Origin of the sequence: Pedobacter sp. SG908, from assembly GCF_011759615.1 — a bacterium.
In the GTDB taxonomy this organism is placed as follows: Bacteria; Bacteroidota; Bacteroidia; order Sphingobacteriales; family Sphingobacteriaceae; genus Pedobacter; species Pedobacter riviphilus.
Genome location: NZ_JAAOYY010000001.1, coordinates 103,115 through 123,628 on the forward strand (window position 1 = coordinate 103,115; position 20,514 = coordinate 123,628).

Annotated in this window: 13 protein-coding genes; 10 read left to right on the forward strand and 3 right to left on the reverse strand. The window is 41.9% G+C overall.

Annotated features, from left to right (window positions below):
- Positions 1–5 precede the first annotated feature (5 nt).
- The 3 genes from FHT21_RS00485 (at position 6) to FHT21_RS00495 (ending at position 4,556) form a co-directional block, all read left to right on the forward strand.
- Positions 6–1,403, forward strand: coding sequence for a RagB/SusD family nutrient uptake outer membrane protein (locus FHT21_RS00485; protein ID WP_167292851.1), 1,398 nt, complete (start codon positions 6–8; stop codon positions 1,401–1,403).
- A gap of 67 nt (positions 1,404–1,470) precedes the next feature.
- Positions 1,471–3,471: a TlpA disulfide reductase family protein gene (locus FHT21_RS00490; protein WP_167292852.1), complete on the forward strand. Its 2,001-nt coding sequence runs from the start codon at positions 1,471–1,473 to the stop codon at positions 3,469–3,471.
- Positions 3,471–4,556: an alpha/beta fold hydrolase gene (locus FHT21_RS00495; RefSeq protein ID WP_167292853.1), complete on the forward strand. Its 1,086-nt coding sequence runs from the start codon at positions 3,471–3,473 to the stop codon at positions 4,554–4,556. Before FHT21_RS00490 ends, FHT21_RS00495 begins: the two co-directional genes overlap by 1 nt.
- Positions 4,557–4,802: 246 nt before the next feature.
- Here the strand turns inward: FHT21_RS00495 and FHT21_RS00500 are convergent, their stop codons facing one another.
- The gene (locus tag FHT21_RS00500; RefSeq protein WP_167292854.1) at positions 4,803–5,312 is read right to left on the reverse strand and encodes a GNAT family N-acetyltransferase; all 510 of its coding nucleotides are present in this window, start codon (positions 5,310–5,312) and stop codon (positions 4,803–4,805) included.
- 244 nt (positions 5,313–5,556) lie between these two features.
- A complete protein-coding gene (locus FHT21_RS00505) occupies positions 5,557–6,117 on the reverse strand; it encodes a Crp/Fnr family transcriptional regulator (protein ID WP_167292855.1) in 561 nt (186 codons plus the stop codon).
- 121 nt (positions 6,118–6,238) lie between these two features.
- Here FHT21_RS00505 and FHT21_RS00510 point away from each other — a divergent pair, with 121 nt between their 5' ends.
- Genes FHT21_RS00510 through FHT21_RS00525 form a run of 4 tightly spaced genes read left to right on the forward strand, consistent with a single transcriptional unit; the run spans position 6,239 to position 9,685 of the window.
- Entirely contained in the window at positions 6,239–6,571 is a 333-nt protein-coding gene (locus FHT21_RS00510) for a DUF2147 domain-containing protein (protein ID WP_167292856.1), read from the forward strand.
- 53 nt (positions 6,572–6,624) lie between these two features.
- Positions 6,625–7,167, forward strand: coding sequence for a hypothetical protein (locus FHT21_RS00515; protein ID WP_208398845.1), 543 nt, complete (start codon positions 6,625–6,627; stop codon positions 7,165–7,167).
- Positions 7,168–7,183: 16 nt separating this feature from the next.
- The gene (locus FHT21_RS00520; RefSeq protein WP_167292858.1) at positions 7,184–8,305 is read left to right on the forward strand and encodes a catalase family protein; all 1,122 of its coding nucleotides are present in this window, start codon (positions 7,184–7,186) and stop codon (positions 8,303–8,305) included.
- Positions 8,306–8,335: 30 nt separating this feature from the next.
- Complete coding sequence (locus tag FHT21_RS00525; RefSeq protein WP_167292859.1) at positions 8,336–9,685, forward strand: Dyp-type peroxidase; 1,350 nt, start codon at positions 8,336–8,338, stop codon at positions 9,683–9,685.
- Between the two features lie 187 nt (positions 9,686–9,872).
- On the opposite strand, the gene FHT21_RS00530 is transcribed toward FHT21_RS00525, so the two are convergent.
- Positions 9,873–13,937 carry a two-component regulator propeller domain-containing protein gene (locus FHT21_RS00530; protein WP_167292860.1) on the reverse strand — a complete coding sequence of 1,355 codons (4,065 nt, stop codon included), beginning with the start codon at positions 13,935–13,937 and terminating at the stop codon, positions 9,873–9,875.
- A 316-nt stretch (positions 13,938–14,253) separates the two neighbouring features.
- Between FHT21_RS00530 and FHT21_RS00535 the strand changes: the two genes are divergently transcribed.
- From FHT21_RS00535 to FHT21_RS00545, 3 genes are all read left to right on the forward strand, one after another.
- A complete protein-coding gene (locus FHT21_RS00535) occupies positions 14,254–15,522 on the forward strand; it encodes a glycoside hydrolase family 88 protein (RefSeq protein ID WP_167292861.1) in 1,269 nt (422 codons plus the stop codon).
- A gap of 127 nt (positions 15,523–15,649) precedes the next feature.
- Entirely contained in the window at positions 15,650–18,799 is a 3,150-nt protein-coding gene (locus FHT21_RS00540) for a TonB-dependent receptor (RefSeq protein ID WP_167292862.1), read from the forward strand.
- 19 nt (positions 18,800–18,818) lie between these two features.
- On the forward strand, positions 18,819–20,510 hold the full coding sequence (locus FHT21_RS00545) for a RagB/SusD family nutrient uptake outer membrane protein (RefSeq protein ID WP_167292863.1): 1,692 nt from the start codon (positions 18,819–18,821) through the stop codon (positions 20,508–20,510).
- Positions 20,511–20,514: the final 4 nt, after the last annotated feature.

The window sequence follows — 20,514 nt, forward strand, 5'->3', positions numbered from 1 at the left end:
AGAACATGAACCTTAAATATTCTTACCCATTGATCATTGCCGGATTATTGGCTTTCTCCGGCTGTAAAAAATATGTGGACATTAAAACCCAGGGAAACCTGGTTCCAAAAGAAACTCAGAATTACCGCTACCTGTTAAACGCTTCGTCGAGTCTCGAACGTAGCCCGAGTCTTTTTGAGCTTGCATCGGATGATATTAATATCGTCGATGCCAGTCAGTTGAATTCTTTGAACTCGCTTTTTTATGGTTATTACCTCCGTGCATATTCTTGGCAGCCAGTAATTTATCAGGTGGGGAACGTAAGTTATGAACAGGACGATAACTGGAATGCAGAATACAGCTTAATTTTTTATTGCAATACGATCATCAATGAGCTTCCAGCAAGTAATGGTACAGGTAATGAAAAGGCCGCACTAACTGCTGAAGCTTTAGTTCACCGCGCAGATGCTTATTTAAATTTGGTAAACCTTTACGGTAAACCCTATAATGCTTCAACTGCGGAAACTGATCTTGGCGTGCCTCTGATCTTAACGCAGACCTTATCACAAAAACTAAATAGGGCTTCAGTCCAGGCTGTGCACAATCAGATCATTGCCGACTTGACTACCGCGATCCCTTCGCTGCCTAATACCCAGGCTTATAACACGCTACCAAGCAAGGTATCCGCTTATGCGCTGTTGGCACGTTGTTATTTCTATATGAAAGACTATGCTAATGCATCAAAATTCGCTGACCAGGCATTAGCGGTGAGAAGTACCCTGAATGATTTAAGCACAATTACTGCGGTAACTACTGCTAATTATCCACGAAGAGTATTCGATCCGGAAATCTTACTGTCTAAAACGCCAATCAATGGAACTATTTCATTTACCCCAACGGCATATCGCTTAAGTGATGAGTTGGTAGGTCTGTTGGGTACAAAAGATCAGCGTTATACACTCTTTACTGTTCCTGCATCTACGATATCTGCCGATTATACCGGTAGATATTTCTACCGCGATCGCGCAATAGGAGAAGCGCGTAATGTTGGACCTTCTGTTCCTGAAATGATGCTAATCAAAGCTGAAGCACTTGCCAGATCAGGTGATGCGGCTGGAGCGATGTTATTGGTTAATAACCTTCGGGTTAAGCGGTTTAAACCAGCTGACTATGTTGCTTTAACTGCAGCGAGCGCAGCCGATGCTGTGGTAAAGGTGGTAGAGGAACGTCGCCGTGAATTCTTTGGGCGCCCTTTGCGTTGGTGGGATATGCGAAGACTAAAAAATGAAGCACCTTTCCAGCGCACCTATACCAAAACTTTTTCAGGCGTAACCTATACGTTGGATCCTAACAGCGACCGATATGTATTTCCGATCGCAGAATTCTTGACCAATTTGAATCCTGAACTGGAAAAAAATCCCTAAACAAAGCGATAACAACTACACAAATACATGCTGCCGGGCATTTTGCTCGGCAGCTAAACCAATCCCAATGAAAAAAAGAGTTCAAAAATCAATCCTGTTCTTAATCACGCTCTCGCTATGGGCAGGTGCGGCATTTGCCCAAACGCACACAAGCTTTCGCATTGTTCCGGAAAAGGCTAATCCGGGACAGGATATTGAAATCGTTTACGATGCGGCAGGCACCATATTGAACAACCAAAAAAATGTAAGTGCAGTGGTTTATGCTTACCGAAACTACAAGTGGTATGCATCAGACCTGAGCTTAAGAGGCAGTGGTAAGGTTTGGAAAGCACCATATAAGGTTCCAGCCGACTGCGGAATAATCGCAGTGAAATTTAAGGCTGATACATTGGTAGATAATAACAAAGAAGAGGGGTATTTTACCATGTTTCTGGATAAAGACCGCGCAGGTTTAATAGCAAAGGGGGCCTATGCAGGATGGGGGTTGGCACGTTCCCCGAAATATGGAATGGACATTCCGGGTTACATCAAATTTGAAGGTATTAGTGATTCGGCAACCTACCACTGGTTAAATCAGGAGATAAGCTTTAACCAATCGGCAAAATCAGTTCTTGTTTACCCTTATGCACTTGCAACAAAGGCAACTTATAAAAATAATGCTGGCCCACGATTGCAAAGGGTGCTCAATTATCTTAAAAGAGCCGATGCCAGTGAGGTAGATTTATTAAACGCCAGAAAAATACTCCTTAGGATTGTGCAAGACAAGGCCACTGCTGATTCAGTCGACAAGGTAATGCTGCAACGTTTCCCAAAGGGTAGCCTGGCTCGTTTAAATGCTTTTAAAGCGATGCCGGTAGGGTCGGATGTGAGCCTGCTCTTAAAGTCTAACAGGCAGTTTTTGATCGACTTTCCCGAACAAGGGGGCAATGAAGAATTTGCCCGCGAGAACAGGATAGATTATCCAACGATTTATCAGAACATCATTGTTTTGGGCGCTTATGCCGATAAGAACTATGCTGAGCTGGATAAATACATCGGAAAAATACCTTTCAGCATGTTACCAACGCTCTACTATAAAATTGTAGAAATTCCCTTTAGCAGGAAAGAAGTTTCAGAAAAAGCACTGCTTCCGGTTTCTGAAAAAATAATAAAAAGAATCGAAATGCTCAGGGATAACCGTCCGGATGAATACGCTTATCTTTCTCCGGCCGAATGGGTTAAATTCGTGAACGGATCCATCGCCAAACGCATTCTACCAATTCATGTTCATTTATTAAATGCAGCGGGTCGTTACCAACAGGCATTGGGTTATGCCAACCAATCTAAATTATTGCTTGGGTACACAAGTGCTGCCCTAAATGCAGAGTTGGCCAACATTTTAGTCCATCTTGGCGACAAGCCAGCGCTCAGGACCCTTTTGGAAAAAAGTGTTTTCGAAAACCAGAGCAGTGCTGAAATGTTATCGATGCTTAAGGATATGTACATCAAAAGAACTGGTACTGAAAAGGGCTACGACCAATATTTAAAAGGTTTGAGAAATAGAGCTAGAGGGGTGAAAATGACTGAAGAAATCAAAAAAGAGATGTTCAGTAAGCCGATGGTCGATTTTGCTATGGAAAATCTGAACGGGGCAACCGTGAAGTTGGGTGATCTAAAAGGAAAAACCGTGGTTTTCGATTTCTGGGCAACCTGGTGCGTGCCCTGTAAAGCATCCTTTTCAGGAATGAAATTGGCTGTCGACAAATATGCGAGCGATCCAAATGTTGTTTTCTACTTTGTAGATACCGAAGAACGATCGGCAAATTATAAAGCAGAGGTTGCCCAATATATTAAGGATAATCATTACAATTTCAATGTATTGTTTGATAATAAAGCAAAAGATGCCAAAGCTACCGGCGAAGTATTCGAACGCGTTTGCAAGGCATTTAACATCTCAGGGATCCCGCAAAAAATAATTGTAGATTCCAATGGAAATGCCCGTTTTATTACGGTCGGTTTTAAAGGCAGTGCTACTGAACTGGCAGACGAGATTTCTGCTATGGTTGATATTACAAAAACAGGCAAATAATGAGGTGCTTTGCTTTTGTTTTTCTGCTTTTTTCGGCAATTTCTTCAAGTGCGCAGGGGGAAAAGGTTTTTGAGGTGGCATCAGATAGTGTTCGCTTTAAGAGCGCCGATGGTAAAATTGTATTTGGCGGCACCTTGAGCAAACCTGTTGGCAAGAAGTCGTTCCCAACTGTGGTCATGGTATCGGGCACGGGCAAGCAAGACCGCAATGGTACGATGGCCGGACACCGGATTTTCGAGCAGATTGCCACCTATCTTGCAGCACATGGAATTGCAATGTTGCGCACTGACGACAGGGGCGTAGGTACAACAACGGGAGTTTATGAAACGGCAACCACTGGCGATTTTGCTACAGATGCACTCGCCGCAGTAGCCTACCTAAAATCGCGAAAAGATATTGAACCTGATAAAATCGGTTTGATGGGGCACAGCGAGGGCGGAGCAGCAATCTCCATTGCCGCCGCTGAAAGTAAAGACGTTAAATTTTTAGTGAGTATTGCCGGTTTGGCCATGAGCGGATTGGATGCCCAGCTTAAACAGAACGCAGATCTTATTGCTGCATCGTCATTGCCGGATTACGACAAGAAACGGTCAAATGAAATTAATGCCATTATGTTTAAAACAGCTTATCGCTATGCAAATTCCGATAGCCTGGAAATGAAGCTTAACGATGTTTACCAGCAATGGAAAGTTAAGGACGATGCCTATTTCAAAACCTTGAATATCCAGTTTGACCATTTCCGTTTTCCAATTTATAGTTATGTACAAAACTCCAAAGGGGTATGGTATCGATATTTTATCCGGTACGATGCCGAAAAAACCATTGGACAGATCAAGGTTCCTATTCTCGCCATTAATGGAGATAAAGACTTAATGGTAGCCGCCGATGATAATCTGGCCAATTGGAAAAAGTTCGCGCTGGCGGGAGGAAACAAGAAGGTAACAACAGCGAAAATTCCGGGGCTGAACCATTTAATGTTGCCTTGCAAAAGTTGCGACAATAAAGAAATTTCGAAAATCCAATCTGGCTTTTCAATGGAGGTACTAACCTTAATCAAAGATTGGCTTTATAAAACGGTTAAGTAATCCTACAAATGAATAGAAGTATAGTTAGTTAATGATGATGGCCAGGATGGATATCCTGTAGTTGAGGACGAAGGCCAGGATGGATATCCTGGCTCTTTTTACCGCTAAACATAAGCAGGTCGAAACGATCCCTAGCGTCTTCATTCTACTCCAGGGAATTAGCGTTAGAACATGGATCAGCTGATGGATTTTCCGAATTGCCAGGGTTAGGGAAATCCGGGTTGCACAGATAGAAATCGGCTGGATCTAAACAAAGATCATTTCTTCACCGATCGATAAGTCATAACGTTGCTCATTCACCAGTTTTCCTAAAGCTTTGGATAATTTTTCTTCTGTAAGTTTAAAGCCATGCCTCGTATACAAGGAAATGGCAGTGTCCAAGCCCTGGAAAGTCCACAGATAAGAAGATTGGTAGCCTTTTTCTTTGAAAAAATCCATATAAAGCTGCATGAGTTTTTTACCCAGGCCAAGGCCCCTGTATTCAGCATCGATATAAAAAAAACGAAGCTGCGAAGCGTTATTTTCGCGGTGCATCAGTAAAATGAAGCCAATGATCTTTTTCTTGTGCTCACAAACCCAAACCCTGTCTTTTTCAGGGTCATAACTCTCACAAAATTCATGCATGCCGGCAAAGGCATAAGATTCAAACTCAATCCCCAGGTTGTGTTCTTGCTGATACAGCAGCGTTTGTTTGTAGATCACATACGATAAATCTCCTGGTCTTAGTTCGGTTCTGATATCGATTTCATCTAACATTCTGTTTGTTTAATTTATTTATAACCTAATCCTCTATAGCATTTAGCAGGGAGCCAATTGATTGATATTGTAACTACAGGAATACACTATAAGAGGCCATTTTAGCAGGCCTGTGGTAACTGTCTTCTTCGATATATTTTTGCGTTGGCTTTTTACCATATCGCAGCATTTTAAATAAGTCATAAATAAGCTTTTCCCCAAGCCTATTAGGTTTACGATTGAAAATTTACTTAAAACGCCATTGCTATTTTCCAGCTCTTATTACACTTAATGTTTGCTGCGTAATGCCCAGGTAAGAGGCAATATGCCCTAATGGGGCACGCAGTAAAATGTTTGGCGTGGTATGCAGTAAATCTTTGTACCGCTGATCTGCCGAATGGAACTGTAAAGAATAAATCTTTTCCGACAGTCGACTTATCATCTTTAGGGCAACCAATAGCTTGTGATCCTTAAATGCAGGAATGGTATTACATAATACATCCAGTTGTGCGTAAGAAATGGTTCGCACGTTGGACGGCTCAACAATCTCCAACCCATATGGATGCGCACGATTAAAAAAAATGCTTTCAAAAGCCACCAGAAAACTATTTTCATCAAAGAACATATGCGTGATGTCTTTTTCTTCTTTGTAATAAAAAGCTCTTACCAGCCCCTTTTCAATAAAATATACCTGCTTAGAGAAATTTTCCGGCCGTTCCAATAATACATTTTTCGCATACTCCTTTTTTGAAAATGATCTGTCTACGTGTTCCGCTTCACCAGGGGAAAGTTTTGTCGCTGTATTTAAATATTTTATCAATTCCATCCCTAGCCGATCTGGTTAAAGCAAATCTATCAATCATTTTTTAAGATATATTAAAAACACTGCAGATTTTTTGAATTTACTTTGCAGTATCAAAATCATTAAAATATTAAAATAATAGATCATGAAGAAAGTATTATGTTGCCTTATAGCGATGTTTATAACAGCTATTGGCTTTGCCCAATCTGCCAATGATAATTTTGCAGGCAAATGGAAAACCGAAGATGGTGTCATTATCACCATTTCCAATAATAGCGGAAAATTTTCCGGTGTTGATCCCAAAGGCCGTCCAACGCTTTATAATGTACGTTTTGAAAAAAATGAATGGAGAGGTACTGTAGAAAACCACGAAACCGGCCAGAAAGGCAATTGCGAAATTTACCTGGAGGGAAAAAAGCTAAAAATTGTAGCGCATAAAGGCATTTTTTCAAAAACCATGTATTGGGTAAAACAGTAAGCACGAAAATTATTTGTTTTTAATTAAATTTATTTATCTCTAATTCAATGTATATGAGCATCAAACAACTCACACAGGATGCGGCACTAAAGCTGAAATTATATTTAGCTACGGTTGGTGAACCGCTGGACAAAGCACACGATGTAACCAGCGCCGGGGATGCCGGGTTGCGTAGTGGCGAACTCTCTGAATTAACTATCATCACAGATTTGAAACCCGATGGAGCCCGAAATCTGCGGTTGATTTTTGAAACCTTAAAAGGTAACCTTACAGGGGCAAGAAAAGTAGGAACACTACACGATATGCGTTTTGTGTTTTTGGAAAATGATACAAAATTGCTTTTCTGTACTTGCTATGATGGCGATTGGGATACCTATATCAACGACTTTGCCACCAAAATACCGGAGATGATGGATTTGATTTTTGGAAATATTGAAGGATGGCCTGGTATTAAATCTCCAACCGTAAAAGAATTTATACTTAGCAAACAAATTACTGCTTCTGCCTGGTTTGTCAGCCATCCGAACCTTACGGTTGCCGATACAACACGTTTGGAAAAAATAGGTGCAGGACTGAACAAACTTTTGGAATTGTAGATTTAACGCCTTCTTAATGAAACGGGAATATATTTTGTTTTCGCAGGAAGCCGAAGATTTACCAAAAGATTTTGAACAGCATACAGCCGCCATCAATGCGGACGTAAAGGCTTTTGTAGAAAGGTCTCCATCTGTAAGCAATACAAATTATCATACAAGGGATGCCCATGCAAAAGGATATGCAGCGCTGAAAGCGGAATTCACTATTTTTGATAATTTACCTGAGGAACTGGCGCAGGGAATTTATGCACATCCGGGAAAACATGAAGCGGTCATTCGATTATCTAATGGAGCGGCACGGGCTTCCATGGACAGGTTTAGTGGTAATGCCCAGGGCATGGCGATCAAAGTCCTGAACGTGCCGGGCAAAAAATTGGCTCCTGGAGAGGAAGATACTCTTAATGTGGATTTTAACCTCATTAATCATCCCGTCTTCTTTTGCAACTCTTCCCACGACTATATGTTTATAGACAAGCTGTTTCACAGATTGCACGAATACTTTGGCAAAGGTGCCTGGGGGAAAATTGAATTGGCGTATCTGTGGACAACCGAAATGGGCAAAGCATTTCCAAGCAGAAACACACTCAAAGAGTTGAAGGCGCTATTGTCTTTCCAGGACATTAAGCCCCAAAATACATTTTTGTACAATTTTTATAGCATGGGAGCGGTACGGCATGGCAAGTATATAGCTAAGCTTAGGGTACGTCCTTGTGAGGAGTCGGTAAAGAAGGTGGATCAAATCGATGTGGATGTTGATAAGGACGATGAAGCCTATCGAAAATCCATTTTAGAAACCATTCGTAAGCAGGACTTTAAATTTGAATTTCAGGTACAGCTTTGCCAAGATCTTAAAAAAATGCCTGTAAACGACCTTACCGTAGAATGGCCTCAGGAATTATCCCCCTTTCAAACGGTAGCGGAATTGTATATTCCCCGACAAGAAGTTAATGACGATGGAAATTTTGAAATAATGGAGCATCTTTCCTTCACTCCCTTTCGCTGTTTAGAAGCCAACCGTCCAATGGGTGATCTTCAAATGGCAAGATTGAAGGCATACCAAATTTCGTCAGAAACAAGGCATCGGCTTAATGGGAAGGAACGGGAAGAGCCCAAAACGCTGAAAGAACTTTTTGGTTAACATTTCAAATTCTCTAACTTTAATTGTCTTATGTTCTTAAAAAAATTATTTAAACGCACTGCCGAAAAAATAGAGCTGCACGACATACAGGCCATTATATTGCGCGATAGACCTCTGCCTTATCATGGTGTAAATGTTTTTCTGGAAATTCTAAATGCTGCTTCCGCAAAAGCATTTTTGAAAGAAATAGTGCCTTACGTTACCAATGCCAAAAATTGGTGGGATAATGATGACGCCTGGCTTGCAATTGCCTTTACTTACGAGGGACTAAAGAAACTTGAACTTCCACAGTCTACAATGGAGAGCTTTCCTGATGCCTTTAAAAAGGGAATGGCTGCCCGCAGTGAAAAACTAATGGATATTAATGAGAATGCCCCCGAAAAATGGGACGCCGTTTTTAAAGCAACCGGTAACCACATTGCCGTTTCCATCTTTGCAAAGGGGGTGGATGACTTGAATTCCAAAAAAGCGCTTGCCCTTCAGGTATTGGAAAAACACCGAGGTGTTAAATTGTGTTATCAAGCCGATTTTGATACGCCGATAGAAGGCAATTTCAACCATTTTGGCTTTCGCGATGGCATCAGCAATCCGGAAATTGAAGGCAGTGGGGCAGCGCATTTAAATTCAAAAGAACGGCCAATAAAGGCAGGTGAATTTATTATGGGATATGCCAACGAAGCAGGCAACCATTATCCTATGCCGCAGCCAATGGAGTTTGCCAAGAATGGTACATTTGTAATTTTTAGAAAATATCACAGTCACGTTGCTGCATTCAATAAATACCTTAGCGAACAAGCAAAATCGACAGCTGAGCAGGAATTGCTGGCGGCTAAAATGGTAGGCAGATGGCGAAGTGGTGCCCCATTAAATATGTGTCCATTTAAAGATAATGCAGCATTAGGTGCAGATGCCAGGAAGAATAATGATTTTGATTTTAGCAATGACCAAAATGGCAAAATAGTTCCTTACTCAAGCCACATGCGCCGGATGAACCCGCGTAACAGTAAAATGGCTGTAATGTCGGACGTGAACCTGCACCGCATTATACGCAAAGGTGTAGGCTACGGTGTTCCGCTGGCAGAAGGCAGTACCAAAGATGACGGTAAAGAGCGAGGGCTTTATTTTATAGCATTCAGCGCAAAAGCAATGGAGACCCTTGAATTTTTGCAAAAAGAATGGGTGAACAATGGAAACTTTGTTAGCCTCAAAAATGAAAGAGATCCTATAATAGGACTAAACGAAGGCAAAGGAACTTTTACGATGCCTGGCGATCCTTTACCAAAGCGCTATATTGGAATGCCCACTTTCAATACATTAAAGGGCGGTATGTACCTTTTTATGCCAGGAATCAACGCCATAAAGTGGATGAGTGGCGTATAGCTTAACAATAAGGCAATTAATGATCGCTAGGGGTAGTTTTTCTACATCAATCTCTTGGTATCTGACTGGTAAAAATTCTAAAAATTGCTCACATATCTTTTTCAAGTCCTTCTTATTGACCCTAATAGGAGTAATTATTTCCTGATTAGTTATTTAATAATTTGCTTCCGAACAGTCAATCAGTATATTAGTTTTTGAGATAATGGCTTGGGGTGATCCCATATAGTTTTTTAAACTCGCGGCTAAAATATTTTACATCGTTGAATCCCACCTGTACTGCTACGGAAAGAATAGAAGTTTCGCCCTGCTGCAATAGCGTAACGGCATGTTTCAAACGCTGTGTTTTAATAAACTCATTTAGCGAAAGGTTGGTGAGCGCACTAAATTTTTTATAGAGCACAGATTTGCTCATTCCGATCTCCAGGGTTAATGCAGCGATATCGAAATCTGCATTGGCCAGATTCTCATCAATGATGAGCTGTAGTTTGGATAGCAGTTTTTCATCGGCGGATGCATTTGGCGGATGGATAATGGGAGGTAACAACAGCTGTTCGCTGTATTTCTTTTGCATGGCTGTTTTTAAAGCCAGCATGTTGTGGATATTGAGCTGAAGGATTTTGTTGCTGAATGGCTTGGTAATATACACATCGGCACCGTGCTGCAGACCTTGTATTTCATGTACCTGAGCCGATTTAGCCGTGAGCAGAATTACCGGGATGTGAGAGGTGCGGACATCAGTTTTAATTTTTTTGCAAAAGGTTAGCCCGTCCATAACCGGCATCATAATATCGCTGATAATCAAATCTGGCAAGCTCGTACTGGCCGTTTCCCAGCCCTGCAAGCCGTTTTCACTTAGCTGAACCTGGTAATCGTTTTCCAGTGATTGCTTAATGAAATCCCTCAGTTCGGCGTTATCTTCTACAATAAGTACTGTAGGCTTGGTTTGGTTAGGGCCTGCGATAGTTTGCCTGAATGGGGTTTCGTTATCATAATCAGGTTCATGTTCCAGCGCATAGCGCTCTGATGTTAAAGGGGGATCGGTAGAAGTATCTCTTAAATGACTATTGCCCAATTGTAACAATACTTTAAAAGCCGTGAAACCCCGTTCGTTCTCAGTGGCCAGCCTGCTGTTGACACTAACTTCTCCCTTGTGCAGTTCTACCAGTTTTTTTGACAGTGCCAAACCGATACCCGTACCCATACTTTGGTCTTCCTGATAAAAATTCTTGAAAATATCGTCGATGTTATAAAGCGCAATACCTTTCCCGTTATCGTTAACCGTAATACATACCTGTTCAGGACTGTTTAGCTCAATCACCAGGCTTATTTCTCCATCGGCCGGAGTAAATTTAAATGCATTGGATAGCAAATTGAAGAATACCTTTTCCATTTGGTTTTTGTCAAAATAAACGGGTATTGCTTCGTCTGTAGTTTTAAATGCATAGCGTATGTTTTTGGCTTTGGCCAGGTGCCTGAAATTTTCAAATACCCCACGTAAAAAAGCCACTATATCTGTTTCCGCAAAGTATAAGCGCAGGTTTTCCGAATCGGCCTTTCTAAAATCGAGCAGCTCATTTACCAGGCGGTATAGACGCTCCGTATTGTTTTTAATGGTTAGCGCGTATTGGTGTACAATGGTGTTATCGCTCGTAATCTCTTCCAGTTTCTCCAACGGGCCTAAAATAAGCGTAAGTGGTGTTCGTATTTCATGTGATATATTGGTAAAGAAATCCAGTTTCATCTGGTAGTTTTTCTTCTGGTGTTCGGCTTCAATATGTTCCAGATATAGCTCTTGCTTCAGTTTGGCTTTCGCCCTGAAAAATTTAATGATGTAGGCCACAATAAAGTAAATGGCTATGGCATAAAGCAAATAAGCCCAGATGGTTTTCCATATTGGCGGTAAAACCGTAATGGTAACCGATTTGATTTCCTTGCTCCAGATACCATCGTTATTGGTTGCCTTAACCAGAAAAGTATAGGTTCCTGCCGATAAATTGGTGTAGGTGGCAGTAGGTACTTCAACATTGTTCCAGTTGCTTTCAAAACCTTCCAGCTTATAGGCATATTTGTTTTTACTCGGTTTTATAAAGTTTAGTGCCGAAAACTCCAGGGTAAAATTGTTCTGCAGGTGGTTAAAAGTAATGTTTTTGCTCAGGTTAATGTCTTCGGTAAGGAGTCCGGTTTCATCGTTAATTTTAACGGGGTTATTAAAAAGCTTTAAGTTCGAAAGCACCACTTTGGGGGCAGTATTGTTTTTTTCTATTTTTTGCGGATCGAAGGTAACCAGACCATTAAATGTGCCGAAAAACAATGTTCCGTTTGCGGCTTTGTAAAAAGAACTGGTGTTAAACTGATTGTCGGGCAGGCCATCCAGCATGTTAAAACTCCCGAAAAAACGCGCTTTACGATCGTATTTTACCAGGCCATTGTCGGTACCAATCCATAAATTGTTTTGATTGTCTTCAACCAGACTTAAAATATTATCGCTGGGCAGGTTGTTTTTATAGTTAAACAGCCCGAAGGTTTTATTGCGCTGATTGAGCAGGGCTAAACCTTTGTGGTAGGTGCCTAGCCAGATATTCCCTTCACTATCCTGCTGAATGCAATTAATATTCAATTTAAGTGCATGATCTGGTTCACCTTTGTAATTTTCAGGCTGTATGGTCAGGTTAGGCGAGAGGCTATATAAACCTGCTGGTGTACCGATCCAGATCTTGTTCTGACGATCCTGAAACAGTGCCGTAATTTTTTTATTAAACCCGGTGTTGCTCCCCGCTAAATTTAACAGCTGAAAACGTTTGGTTAAAGGATCAAAAAGATTTAACCCTTCATTGGTACCAATCAGTGCCTGCTGCTCACGGCTCACCAGCAAACAGTTCACCTCGTCTGATGCGATATTGTTACTGTTATTTCCGATCCCCTTGCGCTTGTACACTGTGAATTTTCCGGTTTGGGGTTCAAAATAACTCAAGCCTCCAATCGATGTTCCGATCAATAGGTGCTGATATTGATCAATTGCTATCGCCTTAACCAAATTTGAGCTGAGGCTGTTTGGATTGGATGGCGAATTCTTATAGCTGGTAAATTGATTGCGCTGCCTGTTGAAATAGTTTAAACCACCTGCTTCCGTACCGATCCACAGATTGTGCTGCTTATCTTCAACTATAGCGCTTACTATACTGCTGCTGATGCTATTTGGCGAGCGGTTATTTTGATAGCTTTTAAAAGGAGTGTTAACCGCATACACGACATTTACGCCGCCAAAAAAAGTACCTATCCAAACCGAGCCGTCTTTATCCTGAAAAATATCATGAATGGAGTTTTGGCTTAAACTGCTTGCATCGGTAACATCGTGCTGGTAATGCTGAAAAGTAAACGAATCCGGATCACCGATAGAAAGGCCATCCTGTGTGCCAATCCACATCATGCCATTTTTAACTGAAATGATTTTCCGGACGTTATTGTTGATCAGGTTTCTTTTATCAGGACCGTTTTTGGCAAAGTGACTAATCTTTTTGGTGGCCGTATTCAGGATTTGTATGCCATTGCTTTTAGTGCCAAACCACAAATTGGCATTTTTATCCTGTGCAATGGTTTTAACCTGGTTGCCATAAAATACATCAAACGCAGCCTCCTGATGAAACAGCACCTTTAACTTTTTGTTGCTAAAGAAAAGCTCGAATAAACCAATCGAAGTACCCACCCAGATATGCTGATCCTTGTCTTCAAAAATCTCGCTAATCTCGGTATTGCCTTTACCCAGTTGGATGGGAATAATTTTTTTACTGTTTGCTGCAATAAATTTTAATCCGGTTAAGGTGGCTATCCAATATTGCTTTTTTGTATCTGCTACAATTTTGGTTATACCCGTACCTATTGGCATAATATGCTCAAAAGATTCGTTAGCGGGGTTGTAGAGGTCTAAACCACTATTTACCACCCACATATGCTGGTCGTTCCTTATGACCAGGCTTTTAATGAAATCGTTAGAGGAGATTGACCGGGTATTTTGCGGATCGTTTTTGAAAATCCTGAATGCACGTCCATCAAAGCGGTTTAAACCATATTTTGTGCCCAACCAGATATAGCCCGTAGTATCCTGATTAATGGATAACACAGAGTTGTTAGATAAGCCGTTGCTGATATTTAAATGGTTAAAAATGAGCGGGCTGCTTTGGTCCTGGCTTTTAGCGGCATTTAAAAAAATGCTGCAAAGCCCTATCAATACCAATGAAAATCGAAGCGCCTTCAAATTTTTGTCGTTAAGTTCTGCTTGTTATTTGGTTTAAATGCTATTGGGTAGCGCTATTATTACTGGCAATCTTTCCTAATATCTAACCGGGATGAAGCGATTTGCATTAGCTATAATCAAATTTAGGAATGAAAAGGAAATATTTAACCTTTTTAAGGAAAAAAATCACCCTTCAACTGGCAGAACTACAGCAATTTCGAATAAGACAAAGGGCTGGGTAAATCGTTCCGATAAAGGTTTACCGCATTTATACCCCTTTTACAAAACGAAATGACCGGATACACCTGGAAACAGGCATGCACTAACCAAATTAAAAATGATAAAGAGAAATTTACTGATCGCCGCTTTTACTTTTGCTTCGTTAAGCACTTTAACCAGCACAACCAAAGCCCAAACCGAAGAAAAGTTTATTACGTATAACCTGGCCCGGTGCCAAAAACAGGTAAAAGAAATGTTGGCCAGCAAAAGCCTTTCTGCTACAGCGTTTCCGCAAACAACCGATAAAGAGGGGAAACTGCGTAGTGGCGGCCTTTACGAATGGACTACCGGCTTTTTCCCAGGCAACCTGTGGCATGCTTACGAGGCCAAGAAAGATGACGCACTTAAGGCACAGGCCATCCAGTGGACAGAAAAGTTAGCGCCACTGCAAAACTTTACCGAACACCACGACCTGGGATTTATGATGTACTGCAGCTATGGCAATGCCTACAGGCTTACCCGGAACGAAAATTATAAGCAGGTTTTAATTAATTCGGCCAAAGCATTAAGCACCCGCTTTAATCCGGTTACCGGTTGTATTAAATCGTGGAATGTGTTTAAATCGTGGCATGGTAAAGAGAGCTATAATTTCCCCGTAATTATCGATAATATGATTAACCTCGAGTTGTTGTTCTTTGCCTCAAAAGTTTCGGGCGATACCAGTTTCAGGCATATTGCCATTACGCATGCACTTACTACAATGAAAAACCAGTTCAGGCCCGATAATAGTTCGTACCATGTGGTTTGTTACGACGATAAAACAGGGAAGGTACTGACACGCGAAACCGCACAAGGCTACGCCGATAATTCTACCTGGGCGCGCGGACAAGCCTGGTCTATATATGGTTATACCATGACCTATCGCGAAACTAAAGATGTTCGCTTTTTAAAAATGGCACAGGGTTTAGCCAATTATTTTATCGACAGTAAAAACCTGCCTGCGGATTTGGTTCCTTACTGGGATTTTAATGCCAACCAGGCCGGTTATAAGCCGGGTGTAAACTCCAATGCCAATAACATTAACGTAAAATACCGCGATGCTTCGGCAGCAGCCGTTACCGCATCGGCCTTGTTAGAGCTGAGTACCTACACTACCGGCAAAACTGCCAAAAAGTATAAAGATGCAGCCGTAAAAATGCTTCACTCGCTGGCCTCACCAGCATACTTTGCCGTAACAGGTACCAATGCCGATTTTATTTTAAAACACAACGTAGGCTCCATTCCGCACAATAGCCAGATCGATGTGCCATTGGTGTATGCCGATTATTATTTCATGGAGGCATTACTCAGATACAAGAAGCTAAACGCAGGATTAAAACTGTTTTAAAAAAAGCAGCGCAGTGGAAAAGGATAAATTTCACCTTTAAAAGGAAAAAAATACCCCTTAAAGTTAACTTTGAGGGATACATTTGATACCAAACAACCAAGTATAAACAATTTATTGAATGAGTGTTATGAGAAGAATTCTATTATTTTCAGTCTTTCTATTGACTGTTTTTTCGAGTTCTGCCCAGCAGAGTAAGATAATAACCGGAACTGTTACCGATCAAAAAACCGGCGAAACCCTGGCCGGTGTTAGTATAAGTATTAAAGGCACGGCAAAAGGTGGCGTTACCACCAGGGCACAGGGCGAGTACAGCATCAGTGTACCCGCCGATCAACCAGCTGTTCTGGTATTCAGATACGTAGGTTACCATGCCAAAGAGGTAACTGTAAACCAGCAAAAAACGATAAATGTAGCCTTGACCGAGCAGAACAACGACCTGGATCAGGTGGTGGTAGTAGGTTATGGTTCGGTAGCCAAAAAAGACCTTACAGGTTCGGTAAGCTCAGTTAAAATGGCCGAGCTGAACAAAGCCCCTGTACGTTCTTTCGATGAGGCTTTAGCAGGTCGTGTAGCCGGGGTGCAGGTCACCTCAGCCGATGGCCGTCCTGGTTCGGGAGTTGATATTGTGATCCGTGGCAATAATTCGGTTACCCAGGCCAACAGCCCTTTATATGTGGTAGATGGGTTTCCGATCGAAGATCCCAATAACAATGTGGTTAATCCGGCCGATATCGAGTCGATAGATATTTTAAAGGATGCATCGGCAACTGCCATTTATGGTGCCCGGGGTGCCAACGGGGTAGTGGTTATTACAACCAAAAAAGGTAAACAGGACAAACCGGTATTCAGTTTTTCCAGTACGCTGGGCGTACAGCGCATGACCAAAAAAATGGAAATGATGAGCCCTTATGAGTATGTAAAATATCAGCTCGAACTTACCCCTGCTCTGACCGGAACACCAGCTACACCAACGCAGATTTATCTTGCAGATGGAAAAACCCTTGATTATTATAATGGTGTTAACGCGATTGACTGGCAGGATCTGGTTTCGCGTACAGCTTTGTACAACAACAACGATTTTGCGGTAAGAGGTGGAACTAAAAAACTGAAATATGCCATTTCTACTTCAACAGTTAATCAAAACGGTATTTTATTAAATTCAAACTATCAGCGTTATACCGGTCGTGCTGTGCTCGATTATGCCATTACCGATAAGTTAAAGATAGGTGTCAACGCCAATTACAGCTTCCTTAAACAAAAAGGGATTGACCCAACCAGGGGCGAAAATGGTGCTACCACCAACGTAATGACTTCTATTCTGGGCATGAGGCCAGTTCCTTCCGAATTGTTTGATCTGGAAGATGCCTTTCAGGATCCGGACATGAACGCCGCCAACGATTACCGTATCAACCCGGTTATCAACCTGCAGAATTCCTACAATGTGACCAATACACATAATATTACGGCCAATGGTTATGCAGAATATGCAATCCTTAAAGATTTAAAGTTGAGATCATCTTTTGGTATTGTCGAAAATAAAGCTGAAAATGATGTGTTTAACAACACCAAAACCTCTACAGGCCGCCCGGGAGGTACAAACGGGGTAAACGGAAAAATTACCAATAATAACTACAGTAACTGGTTAAACGAAAACACGCTGACCTGGGATAAAAAAATAAGTAAAAAATCAAAATTAAACCTGTTGGGCGGATTTACACTTCAAAAAAGACACACCTGGAGCAATGGACGGTCGGTAACCCAATTGCCCAATGAAGACCTAATGTTTGATGGTTTTGACCAGGGCGTACAGCAAAGGGTCGATCCTTCTGCATCCGACTGGACCATGGCTTCTTTTTTGGGCCGTATCAATTATAATTACGATTCTAAATACTTGTTTACCGTCTCTTACAGGGCCGATGGATCTTCTAAATTCCCAAGCCAAAACCACTGGGGGTATTTTCCTTCGGCGGCTATTGCCTGGAGGTTTGATCAGGAAAATTTCCTCAAAAAATCTAAAATATTATCAGAAGGTAAATTGCGTGTGAGTTACGGACAAACCGGTAACAACCGCGTAGGCGATTTTGATTACCTGACCAATTACTTCAATCCGATTGTAAATACCTACACTTTCAACAACGAATATGTGCCGGGGGTAATCCCTACCAAACTGGGTAACTCCGATTTGAAATGGGAAACTACCGAACAGGTAGACGCCGGGATTGATTTAGGCTTTTTTAAACAAAGAATTAGCTTCAGTGCCGATGTATATAGAAAAACAACCAAAGATTTATTGTTAAATACCCAATTGCCACCATCGGCAGGTTTTGGTACTGCATTAAAAAACATTGGTAGTGTAGAAAACAGGGGCTTGGAGTTAACCTTAACTACTCAAAACATCGTTACCAAGGATTTTACCTGGAGTACCAATGCCAACATTGCCTTTAACCGCAATAAACTAATTTCGCTTGCCGAAGGTCAGAAGACCCTCGAGAGTACCATTAACTGGGATGCCGCCTGGCGTAACGTAAGTGCTTATGTTGCAGAAGTTGGTCAGCCTTTAGGTTCTATGTACGGCTACGAGTGGTTGGGTACTTATAAATATGCCGATTTTAATACATCCGTTAATGGCAGCGGCGTTACTGTTTATACCTTAAAACCAGAGGTAGCAACCAATGGCAATACCAGGACAGCCATACAGCCCGGCGATATTAAATATAAAGACCAAAATGGTGATGGCGTGGTAAATGCCCAGGATTATGTTAAAATCGGAAATGGTTTACCTGCGCATACGGGAGGTTTTTCCAATAACTTTACCTATAAAGGTTTTGATCTGAACATTTTCTTCCAGTGGTCGTACGGCAATGATCTTTTAAATGTCAATAAAATGCTGTTCGAAGGCAATTCAAATAACCTGGGTAATTTTAATCAATATGCGAGCTATGAAAACCGCTGGACGCCGCAGAATTCAGAAGCTGAGATGTTCCGCACCAGGGGCTTTTTTGGTGGCGGATATTCATCCAACTACGTTGAAGATGGTTCTTACCTAAGGCTAAAAACCGTTTCGCTGGGCTATAACTTAGATCCGAAAGTTCTCAAAAAAGTATACCTTAAAACATTAAGATTCTTTGTATCGGCACAGAATTTAGCCACCTGGACCAAGTATTCGGGAGCAGACCCTGAGGTGAATACCTACCGTTCGGTATTAACACCTGGCTTTGATTTTTCTGCTTATCCGCGTGCCCGTACTGTAGTTTTTGGTACAAACCTTACATTTTAATCAAATAAATTATTTCAAGATGAAAAAGATATATGTATTATTAGTTTTGGTGGCCATTGCCAGCAGCTCTTGTAAGAAATTCTTAGATACTGAACCAACCGATAAAATTGCACTTGAACAATATTATACGGATGAAACCGGTTTAACCCAGGCTTTGGCAGGGGTGTACGATCCGCTGGGTTCGGGTAATGTTTACGGCAATTTACCAAACGGTTTCGAAGCCTGTACCGATGAGGGTTATTATGCCCGTTCTGGTCAGGTAACCGGTATACAGGTATTTAATTTTGATCCTTCGAACACCAACGTAACCAATTTATGGACCGATCTTTATACCGGAATTAACCGCGCCAACGATTTGATTGCACACATAGACATACCTCAAATGGATGAAGGAAAGCGGCAGATCATATTGGGTGAGGCTTTATTTTTAAGGGGCTACTACTATTTTATGCTGGTTACCCGCTTTGGCGATGTGCCGCTAAGGTTAGCGCCAACAACAAGCCCCAACGGTGTGCAACTAGCCAGAAGTAAAACTGCTGATGTTTATGCCCAGATATTGAAAGATATGACTACGGCTGAAACAAAGGTAGCAACCTCTACGGCAATCGGTTATCCCAGCCGTGTATCCAAAACAGTAGTGCAGGGTATTCTGGCCAGGGTCTGTTTGCAAATGGCGGGTTATCCGTTAAACGATACCGGCAAATATGCGGATGCACTTGCCTGGACGAAAAAAGTGATCAGCTCAGGAGAACATGCCTTAAACACAACTTTTAGTTCAGATGCTACATTTAACGGTTTCAATGAAACCCTGCCATCGGTACCGGCCAACTCCAATAATGCCTACCGCCAGATATTTATCAATGCTGCGCAAGAAGTTTACAACACCAAAGAGAGCATGTGGGAAATTGAATTTAAGGGCAACCGTGCTGATGGTTATTTCGATCTTGGCCCCTTAGGAAGCCAGGTGGGGATTACCATGACACCATCGGCAGCCAATTCGCCATTGTATAACTATCCGGGTTATTGCTATGGTTTTATAAAGGGAACAGCACGTTTATTTAATAAGTACGATGCAACCGGAAAAGATCTACGCCGCGATTGGGTACTCACCACCTATACCTGGACGGTCAACAATACCGCCAATACCGCTACCAAAACGGCCATCGCCAAAACTGTTCAGTATGGCAGGGATATGGCCAAATGGAGAAGGGAGTACGAACTGCTTACGCCTAAAGATAAAAACCAGACCGGAATTAACTTCCCGGTGCTGCGGTATGCCGATATCCTTTTAATGTTTGCTGAAGCCGAAAACCAGGTGAACGGCCCGACAGCCGAGGCTTTCGATGCCATTAACCAGGTACGCCGCAGGGGCTATGGGCTACCTGTTGCTGCAGCTAGTGCAGTGGCCGATTTGACGGGGCTTAACAAAACTACTTTTCAACAGGCTATAGAGGACGAGCGCATGCGCGAATTGTGTTTCGAGGGGTTACGCCGCATGGACCTGATCCGCTGGAATAAATTTGTATCGACTATGAATTCAGTTGGTGCCGAAATGGGTGCTGCGCCTACCAGTGGTGCACTTACTTCAGGCAACCAGCAGTACGGTGGCTTGGGCGGTAAAAATGTAACCGCAAGAAACTTATTGTTTCCCATCCCTTCTTTGGAAATGGCATCTAATAAACTCATTACAGAAAATAACCCAGGCTGGTAACAAG